General features: G+C 72.3%; 8 protein-coding genes. 2 read left to right on the top strand and 6 right to left on the bottom strand.

The genetic code is table 11. The features are described 5' to 3' along the window. Window positions 1-167 (top strand): GNAT family N-acetyltransferase (locus RH94_RS42835; protein ID WP_234425644.1); only part of this gene is annotated, 167 nt, incomplete at its 5' end. 10 nt (window positions 168-177) lie between these two features. On the opposite strand, the gene RH94_RS09215 is transcribed toward RH94_RS42835, so the two are convergent. Continuing rightward, window positions 178-1,362: a MarP family serine protease gene (locus RH94_RS09215; RefSeq protein WP_073947142.1), complete on the bottom strand. Its 1,185-nt coding sequence runs from the start codon at window positions 1,360-1,362 to the stop codon at window positions 178-180. Window positions 1,363-1,550: 188 nt separating this feature from the next. On the opposite strand from RH94_RS09215, the gene RH94_RS09210 reads away from it, so the two are divergent. Next, window positions 1,551-2,366: a peptidoglycan recognition protein family protein gene (locus tag RH94_RS09210; protein ID WP_234425641.1), complete on the top strand. Its 816-nt coding sequence runs from the start codon at window positions 1,551-1,553 to the stop codon at window positions 2,364-2,366. Window positions 2,367-2,557: 191 nt separating this feature from the next. Here RH94_RS09210 and RH94_RS09205 read toward each other — a convergent pair whose 3' ends face one another. The 5 genes from RH94_RS09205 to sucB form a co-directional block, all read right to left on the bottom strand. Next, window positions 2,558-3,076, bottom strand: coding sequence for a DUF4240 domain-containing protein (locus RH94_RS09205; protein WP_073947140.1), 519 nt, complete (start codon window positions 3,074-3,076; stop codon window positions 2,558-2,560). 522 nt (window positions 3,077-3,598) lie between these two features. Beyond that, entirely contained in the window at window positions 3,599-4,591 is a 993-nt protein-coding gene (locus RH94_RS09200) for a helix-turn-helix transcriptional regulator (protein WP_073947139.1), read from the bottom strand. A 75-nt stretch (window positions 4,592-4,666) separates the two neighbouring features. Beyond that, a complete protein-coding gene (gene aceE / locus RH94_RS09195; RefSeq protein ID WP_073947138.1) occupies window positions 4,667-7,369 on the bottom strand; it encodes a pyruvate dehydrogenase (acetyl-transferring), homodimeric type in 2,703 nt (900 codons plus the stop codon). 256 nt (window positions 7,370-7,625) lie between these two features. Next, window positions 7,626-8,249: a GntR family transcriptional regulator gene (locus RH94_RS09190; RefSeq protein WP_073947137.1), complete on the bottom strand. Its 624-nt coding sequence runs from the start codon at window positions 8,247-8,249 to the stop codon at window positions 7,626-7,628. 208 nt (window positions 8,250-8,457) lie between these two features. After that, a partial coding sequence (sucB, locus tag RH94_RS09185; protein ID WP_234425640.1) for a 2-oxoglutarate dehydrogenase, E2 component, dihydrolipoamide succinyltransferase occupies window positions 8,458-9,393 on the bottom strand: 936 nt, incomplete at its 5' end.

The following is a 9,393-nucleotide window of genomic DNA, read 5'->3' as shown; positions in this document are numbered from 1 at the left end:
CCCGCCGGCAGGGCGCCCGCCGCCTCACCCTGCGGGTGCTGGGGCACAACACCCCGGCCCGCGAGCTGTACGAGTCGGAGGGCTTCGTGGTGGAGGGCGTCCTGCCGGAGGAGTTCCACCTGGACGGCGCCTACGTCGACGACGTGTTCATGGGCCGCTCCGTGTGAGCCGTGCGCGTCACGAGGTGACCAGCCGGCCCGTGTCCACCGGCGTCGTCGCGCTCGCCGCCCGCCGCGCGTCCGAGGCGACCTCGGCCACCGTCAGCACGTAGCCGGTCTCGCTGTCGGAGGTGGACCGGGCGAAGACCACCCCGAAGACCCGGCCGTCCGTGGTGAGCAGCGGGCCGCCGGAGTTGCCGGGACGGACGGTGGAGCGGATGGAGTAGATCTCCCGGGTGACCGTGGCGTTGTTGTAGATGTTCCGGCCCGTCGCCCGGATCCGGTTGGCCACCGTCGCCGCCTGCAGGTCCAGGTTGCCGTCCTGCGGATAGCCGGCGACCACCGCCGCCTCGCCGCGCGTGGCGGTGTCGTCGAACCGCAGCACGGGGGCGCGCAGCCCCGGGACGTACAGCACGGCCACGTCCCGGTCCGGGTCGAACAGCACCACCCGCGCCTCGTACGACCGTCCGACGCCGCCGACCCGCACGGTCGGGTTGTCGATGCCGGCCACCACGTGCGCGTTGGTCATCACGTGCCGGCGCGCGTACACGAAACCGCTGCCCTCGCGGCCCTGGTTGCCCGAGATGCCCTCGATCTTGACCGTGCTGAGCCGGGCGGCGGCCGTCGCGCTCGCCGTCACACTGTCGCCGGAGGGTCTGGCCACGCCCGCCGCGGGCTCGTTCTCGAACGGGTTGAAGACCTGCGGGAAGCCCGCCTCGGTCAGCGCGGAGGTGGCGCGCGAGAACCAGGCCGGGGTGGTGTCCGGCATCGCGTTCTGCACCGCTCCCAGCAGCTTCGAGTCGCGTATCGCCGAGGTCACCACCGGGGAGGAGGAGGCGCCCAGGACGCTCGCGGCCACCCAGGCGACGATCAGCACCGCCACCGAGTTGGCGACGGCCCCGCCGACGCCGTCGGCCGCGCGCAGCGGGCCGTGGTCCAGCTCGCGCCGCAGCCGCAGGGCCAGACGCCCCGCCAGCTCGTGGCCCACCACGGCCGGCACCAGCACCGTGAGCACGGCGGTGACCGTCGCCGCCGTCGTCCCGCGGGTGACGAAGTCCATCACCCACGGCAGGATCCACACACCGACGGCCGCACCGCCGACGAAACCGGCCAGCGAGACACATCCGGCCACCAGGCCCCGCCGGTAGCCGGACGCGGCGTAGACGAGGATCACCAGTACCAACAGCAGGTCCAGCAGGTCCACTCGCGCCGCCTTTCTCTCGGACCCTCACGTACGCGTCGGACGGGCCCAGCGATCAGCCACGCGCACGTGGGTCCGGGGACCGGCCACGTGTACGTGTACCCGCAGAAACGTCCTGGATCAGGACGATGGTTCCACCAGGTGGCACAGCGCACATCGCGGGCGGGGCGGAACGGGCCGACAGTGGGGGCATGCGAGTTGTGGAGATCGCCGGGCGTGCCCGGGACCGGGGCCCCGGACGGCCGCCCCGCGTCCTGGTGGTGCTGCTGTGTTGTCTGCCGGGTGCCGCCGTCGTCGGGGCGCTGCTGTACGCCCCCGGTTCCGGACGGAACGTTTCCGCAGCGGTGTCCGCGCGGGCCGTCGTACCCGGCCCCGCCGCACCGGCCCGCGGCGGCGCGCCCCGGCCGCGGATCGTGCCCCGCTCGGTCTGGCTGGACGCCACCGCCCGGCACGCGCAGCCGCCCCCGCGCTACGACGACAAGGTCGTCGCCGTCTTCGTGCACCACACCGACTCGCCCAACGGCTACGACTGCGCCGACGCCCCGGGCATCATCCGTCACCTGTACGCCGGACAGACCGGCGCCCGGAAGTGGGACGACATCGGCTACAACTTCCTCGTCGACCGCTGCGGCACCCTCTACGAGGGCCGCGCCGGCGGCGTCGACCGCCCGGTCACCGGTGCCCACACCCAGGGCTTCAACCACCGCACGGCGGGCATCGCTGCCATCGGCACGTTCACGGTCGGGACACCCGTGCCACGCGCCATGACGGACGCGATCGCCGCGCTGGCGGCCTGGAAGCTGGGACTGGCCGGAGTCGACCCGCGCGCGAGCGTCGGCCTCGTCTCCAGCAACGGCAACAGCCGGTACCAGGCCGGCACCACCGCCCTGCTCCCCGCCCTGTCCGGCCACAGGGACGGCTTCCGGACCAGCTGCCCGGGAGCGGCCCTGACGCTCCGTCTGCCGGTGATCCGGGAGGCGGCGGCCCGGCTGCAGGGAAGGAATTGAGTCCCGGCGACGCCCCCGGACGGGCGGCCCGGGAGCGCACGACGACGGGATAGGGCGGCGGCCGTGCGCGGCCCCTGGACGGTGGCGCGCACGGCCGCCACGGTCCTCCCCGGACCCGCCGACGTGACCGCCTCCGTCCTCGACCGGGCCAACGCGGCACCCCGCTTCACCAGGGGCGGGACGGGCCGGACCTATGCGCGGAAGCGCTCCCACAACCTGGGGTAGCGCCGGGCGAGTACCCGGTCGTCCTCGAAGTCGAGCGGGGTGCCCTCCGGTTCGGCGGGGGCCGGGGCGATGCCGAGGTCGGGGGCGACCGTGCCGGTGAGCTGTTCGTAGGCCTCGTCGGCGGCGTAGCCCAGTTCCTCGCCGTCGCCGTCGACCTCCTCGTCGAAGTCGTCCAGCAGGTCGGCGAGCGAGTCCGGGTCGTGCAGGGCGCCCTCGAAGGCCTCCCGGCCCTGGCCGATCAGCCAGCACCGGAAGAAGTCGAAGGCGTCGTCGCTGGCCCCGTCCAGGAGCACCCAGGCGGCGCCCCACACGTCCCAGCGGTAGGCGCGGTTGTACCGGGACTCGAAGTGGCGGGCGAAGTCCAGGATCACCTCGGGGTCGCAGCCGAGCAGCCGCTCGACGAGCAGGTCGGCCTGCTCCTCCGGATCGCCCTCGGCGGCCTCGCGGCTGCTGTCGATCAGCTCCCAGAACTCCGTCTCGTCCATCACGGCTCAAGCATCGGCCCTCGCGCCGGGGGGCGCACGCGGAGTGCGGCGGATCGCCAGGGCCTGTCCGGTGGATCGAGCCGCGGGAAATCGGAGGTCGGCTGTCGACCCGGATGTGCGTGCCGAACCCTGCGTCCGCGGCATGATCCGCCGGACGGGGCCCCCTGGTGCTGTGACCGGAAAGGTTTGCCGGAAAGCTCGTGGCGTCCGGTGCTGGGGGCACCTCCCACGCCCTTCGGGCAGTGGGGGAGCATCGCAAGGCGGAGCATCACCCGTGTACGGGATGTGCTCGGGTGAGGCGACAACGCGGCGTGGGGGTACCCCCGGCCGAAGGCTGGGCGAGGTGCCGTGCCGGGCGCCGCGAGCCGGTGGACCTTTCCGGTCGCGGCACCAGTGCCCCGGCAGGCAACGTTTGCCCGTCAAGGAGCGGCGTCCGGTGCGTGCTCTGGGGGTCCTCCCCCTGCTCGAAGAGCTTGGGGGGCGTGCCGGGCGTCGCGACGGGGTGAACTGCCTGTTGGGGCACTAGGACCGGTACAGCGCGCCCAGACGTGCCGCGTCGCGCGCGAAACGCTCCCGCAGCTCCTTCGGGGCCAGCACCTCGACCTCCGGCCCGAGCGCCGTGAGTTGGGTGTGCGCGACCTGTTCGGACTCGACCGGCACGGTGACCGTCACCCACCCGTGCCCGTCGGGGGCGCCGGCCGCCGCCAGCGCCTCCCGGGCCGGCACCGGACCCACGGCGTGCACCAGCCGCCGTACGCCCTCCTCGGACAGCCGCACCACCACCTCGGCGCGCAGGATCGACCGCGCGAACTGCTCCGCCCTCTCCTCCCAGAAGCCGGGCAGGTCGAAGCCGCCGTCCCGCTCGAACCGCTGCCCGGCCGCCTCCACCGCGGTGAACCGGTCGACGCGGTACACCCGGAAGGCGCTGCTCCCGGAACACGCCCCGGGCCCGGCGACCCGCGCGCACAGGTACCACACGCCCGCCTTGAGCACGAGCCCGTACGGCTCCAGCTCCCGCACGGCCTCCTCCTCGCCGCGCCGGTACCGCGCGGCGATCCGCCGGTCGTCCCACACCGCGTCGGCGACCGCAGGCAGCAGCTCGGGCGTCCTCGGCTCCCGGAACCAGTCGGGCGCGTCCAGGTGGAAGCGCTGCGCCGCCGTACGGGAGGCGTCGCGCAGCGAGGGCAGCAGCGCCGCGGACACCTTCAGCCGGGCGGCCGACGCGGCGTCCTCCAGCCCCATCTCCCTGAGCGCCGTCGGCACGCCGCTCAGGAACAGCGCCTCGGCCTCACCGCGGGCGAGCCCGGTCAGCCGGGTGCGGTAGCCGCCCACCAGCCGGTAGCCCCCGGCCCGGCCCCGGTCGGCGTAGACCGGCACGCCCGCCTCCGACAGCGCCTGCGCGTCCCGCGTGACGGTCCGCTCCGACACCTCCAGCTCCCGGGCCAGTTCGGCGGCGGTCATCGAGGGCCGCGACTGGAGCAGCAGCACCATTTTGATCAGACGGGCGGCACGCATACGGCCATCATGCCGGGGGCCACCGACAACGAAGGGGTGCGGCGGCCGCCGCACCCCTTCGTCACGTCCCGGCCCCTACAGGCCGTACTTCTCCCGTGCCTCCTTGACCGCGGAGGCCTTCACCTCGCCGCGCCGGGCGAGCTGGGCCAGGGCGGCGACGGCGATCGACTGGGCGTCGACGCCGAAGTGGCGGCGGGCGGCCTCACGGGTGTCCGACAGACCGAAGCCGTCGGTGCCCAGCGAGGTGTAGTCCTGCTCGACCCACTGCGCGATCTGGTCGGGGACCTGACGCATGTAGTCGGAGACCGCGAGAACCGGGCCCTCGGCGCCCTGCAGCGCCTGACGGACGTACGGCACCCGCTCCTCGCCGCGCAGCAGTGCCGCGTCGGCCTCCATGGCGTCCCGGCGCAGCTCGCCCCAGGAGGTCGCCGACCACACGTCGGCGGCCACGCCCCACTCCTCGGCGAGCAGCCGCTGCGCGTCCAGCGCCCAGTGGATCGCCGTACCGGAGCCGAGCAGCTGGATCCGCGGGGCGTTGGCGGGGACGGAGAGCCCCGCCGACTCCGCCGTGTTGAAGCGGTACAGGCCCTTGACGATGCCCTCGTCGATACCGAGGCCGGACGGCTTCGCCGGCTGCGGCAGCGGCTCGTTGTAGACGGTCAGGTAGTAGAAGACGTCCTGGTCCTCGCCGGGAGCCGCCTCGCCGTACATCCGGCGCAGGCCCTCCTTGACGATGACCGCGAGCTCGTACGCGAACGCCGGGTCGTACGTCAGCGCCGCCGGGTTGGTCGCCGCGATGGCCGGGGAGTGGCCGTCGGCGTGCTGCAGGCCCTCGCCCGTCAGCGTCGTACGGCCGGCCGTGGCGCCGATCAGGAAGCCGCGGCCGAGCTGGTCGGCGAGCTGCCACATCTGGTCGGCGGTGCGCTGCCAGCCGAACATCGAGTAGAAGATGTAGAACGGGATCATCGCCTCGCCGTGCGTCGCGTACGACGACGAAGCGGCGATGAAGTCGGCCATCGAACCGGCCTCGGTGATCCCTTCGTTGAGGATCTGGCCGTTCTTGGCCTCCTTGTAGTACATCAGCTGGTCGCGGTCGACCGGCTCGTACGTCTGGCCCTTGGGCGAGTAGATGCCGAGCGAGGGGAACAGCGACTCCATGCCGAAGGTGCGCGCCTCGTCCGGGACGATCGGCACCCAGCGCCTGCCGGTCTCCTTGTCGCGGACCAGGTCCTTGACCAGGCGGACGAACGCCATGGTGGTGGCCACGCTCTGCGAGCCGGAGCCCTTGTCGAAGGCGGTGAACGCCTTGTCGGCGGGGGCGGGCAGCGGGGCGACCGGGTGGACGCGGCGGGCCGGGGCCGGGCCGCCGAGGGCCGCGCGGCGCTCCTGGAGGTAGCGCACCTCGGGGGAGTCGGCGCCGGGGTGGGCGTAGGGGACCTGGCCGTCGGCGAAGGCACTGTCGGGGATGGGCAGTCCGAGGCGGTCGCGCATCGCCTTGAACTCGTCCACCGACAGCTTCTTCATCTGGTGGTTGGCGTTCTTCGACGCGAAGCCCTCACCGAGGGTGTGGCCCTTGACCGTCTGGGCCAGGATCACCGTCGGGGCACCCTTGTGGGCGAGGGCCGCCCTGTACGCGGCGTAGACCTTGCGGGACTCGTGGCCGCCGCGGGAGAGGTGGAAGCACTCGATGATCTTGTCGTCGCTCAGCAGCTTCGCCATCTCCGCGAGCGCCGGGTCGGCCCCGAAGAAGTCCTGGCGGATGTAGGCCGCGTCGCGGGTCTGGTACGTCTGGATCTGCGCGTCCGGTACCTCGCGCAGCCGGCGTACCAGCGCGCCCGTGGTGTCGAGCCGGAACAGCTCGTCCCAGGCCGAGCCCCACAGGGTCTTGATCACGTTCCAGCCGGCGCCGCGGAACTGGGCCTCCAGCTCCTGCACGATCTTGAAGTTGGCGCGGACCGGGCCGTCCAGGCGCTGCAGGTTGCAGTTGACGACGAAGGTGAGGTTGTCCAGCTGCTCGCGGGCGGCGAGGGTGAGCGCGGTCGTCGACTCGGGCTCGTCCATCTCGCCGTCGCCGAGGAACGCCCAGACGTGGGACTGGGAGACGTCCTTGATGCCGCGGCTGGTGAGGTAGCGGTTGAACCGGGCCTGGTAGATGGCGGAGATCGGGCCGAGGCCCATCGACACCGTCGGGAACTCCCACAGCCAGGGCAGGCGGCGCGGGTGCGGGTAGGAGGGCAGGCCGTTGCCGCCCACCTCCTGGCGGAAGTTGTCCAGGTGCTGCTCGGTCAGCCGGCCGTCGAGGAAGGCACGGGCGTAGATGCCCGGGGAGGCGTGGCCCTGGATGTAGAGCTGGTCGCCGGAGCCGTCGTCCTCCTTGCCGCGGAAGAAGTGGTTGAAGCCGGTCTCGTACAGCCAGGCGGCGGAGGCGAAGGTGGCGATGTGGCCGCCGACGCCGTACTTGCTGCCGCGGGTGACCATCGCCGCCGCGTTCCACCGGTTCCAGGCGGTGATGCGGGCCTCCAGGGCCTCGTCACCGGGGACGGCCGGCTCGGCGGCGGTCGGGATGGAGTTGACGTAGTCCGTCTCGAGGAGCTTGGGCAGGGCGAGGCCGAGGCCCTCGGCACGCTCCAGTGTGCGGCGCATCAGGTACGCGGCACGGTGCGGCCCGGCCGCCTCGGTGACGGCGTCCAGGGAGGCCCGCCATTCGGCGGTCTCCTCGGGGTCGCGGTCCGGGAGCTGGTCGAGCTCGCTCGGCTGGATGGCGTGGGGGTCGGTCATGTCGCCGCCTTCCTCGGTCGAAGGGGTTCCCTCAGTCGAAGGGTTCGGGGGTGCCCTAGGTCTTTGGCAGGACAGGGCGTGAGGCTTTGGTGGAAGCCCAGCGGTGACTCTAACCCCCTGATCGATGATCGATCAAAGGTTTGCGATCAAAATCCTTCGATTGTCAGAAAGTCGGCACGCGGTGCCTTGGAAACGGGCACCCGGTGCCGTGTTTTCGCTTGGTTTCCGCAGGTGGGCGGGGAAGTGTCCGACTGGATCAAGCCCGCGGCGCGCAGCCGAGGACGTGCGCCTTCACCAGCTCGGCGATCCGCGGATCGCGCCTGCGGAACGCCTGTACCAGTTCCTCGTGCTCCTCCGCGTACGACTGCTGGACCGTGCCCAGCCAGCGGATCGACAGCGCGGTGAACACCTCGATGCCCAGGCCCTCCCAGGTGTGCAGCAGCACCGAGTTGCCGGCCGCCCGGACCATCTCGCGGTGGAAGGCCACCGTGTGCCGCACCTGGGCCGTGCCGTCGGACTTGCGGTCGGCCTCGTACAGCGCGGCCACGTGCGACTCCAGCGCCGAGCAGTCCTCCGCCAGCCGCCGGGCCGCCAGCTCCGCCGCGATGGCCTCGAGACCGGCCCGGACCGGATAGCTCTCCTCCAGGTCGGCGGCGGTCAGATTCCGCACCCGTACGCCCTTGTTGGGTGCCGACTCGATCAGCCGCAGCGACTCCAGTTCGCGCAGCGCCTCCCGCACCGGCGTCTGGCTGACCTCCAGCTCGGTGGCGATCCGCCGCTCCACGATCCGCTCGCCCGGCTTCCAGCGCCCGCTGACGATCCCCTCCACGATGTGCTCGCGGATCTGCTCGCGCAGCGAGTGGACGAGGGGCGCGGTCATGGAAAGCTCCTTAGCGGGGGACCGGCGGGTCCCCGGAGGGCATTGACGCTTAGACAATACGGCGGTCGGCGGCGGGCGGGAGGGCGCATACGGGCGCTTTCACGCAGGTGAGACGAGGCTTACACGCCGTCAAGACCAAGAACGGGCAAAGCGGCGCCCCCGCCCGGAATGCTCCGGACGGGGGCGCCGTACTGATCTTCGACCCTGGTCAGAGGCCGAGCTCGACCTCGAACTCGCCCGCCTCCAGGATCGCCTTGACCGCCGTCAGGTAACGGGCCGCGTCGGCGCCGTCCACCAGACGGTGGTCGTAGGAGAGGGTCAGGTAGGTCATGTCGCGCACGCCGATGACCGTGCCCTCCTCGGTCTCGATGACGGCCGGGCGCTTGACCGTGGCGCCGATGCCGAGGATCGCGACCTGGCCCGGCGGCACGATGATCGTGTCGAACAGCGCGCCGCGCGAACCGGTGTTGGAGATGGTGAAGGTCCCACCGGCCAGCTCGTCCGGCGTGATCTTGTTGCCGCGGACCTTGGCCGCCAGGTCGGCGGTGGCCTTGGCGATACCGGCGATGTTGAGGTCACCGGCGTTCTTGATGACCGGGGTCATCAGGCCCTTCTCGGAGTCCACCGCGATACCGATGTGCTCGGTGTCGAAGTAGGTGATGGTCCCCTCGGCCTCGTTGATCTTCGCGTTGATGACCGGGTGGGCCTTCAGCGCCTGGGCGGCGGCCTTGACGAAGAACGGCATCGGGGAGAGCTTGACGCCCTCACGCGCCGCGAAGGAGTTCTTCGCCTGGGCGCGCAGCCGCATCAGACGGGTGACGTCGACCTCGACCACCGAGGACAGCTGGGCCTGCTCGTGCAGGGCCTTGACCATGTTGTCGCCGATGACCTTGCGGATCCGCGGCATCTTCACGGTCTGGCCGCGCAGCGGGGAGACCTCCAGGACCGGGGCCTTCTTCGCCGCGGGGGCGGCGGGAGCGGCGGGAGCGGCGGCGGCCGGGGCGGCGGCCTTCGCGGCCTCGGCGGCGGCGAGCACGTCCTGCTTGCGGATACGGCCGCCGACGCCCGTGCCCTTGACGGTGGACAGGTCGACGCCGTTCTCGGCGGCGAGCTTGCGCACCAGCGGGGTCACGTACGCGCCCTC

The sequence above is a fragment of the Streptomyces kebangsaanensis genome (assembly GCF_001906585.1).
Taxonomy (GTDB): Bacteria; Actinomycetota; Actinomycetes; order Streptomycetales; family Streptomycetaceae; genus Streptomyces; species Streptomyces kebangsaanensis.
Note: the sequence above shows the minus strand (reverse complement) of the source record. Positions and strands in the feature narration are given on the sequence as shown.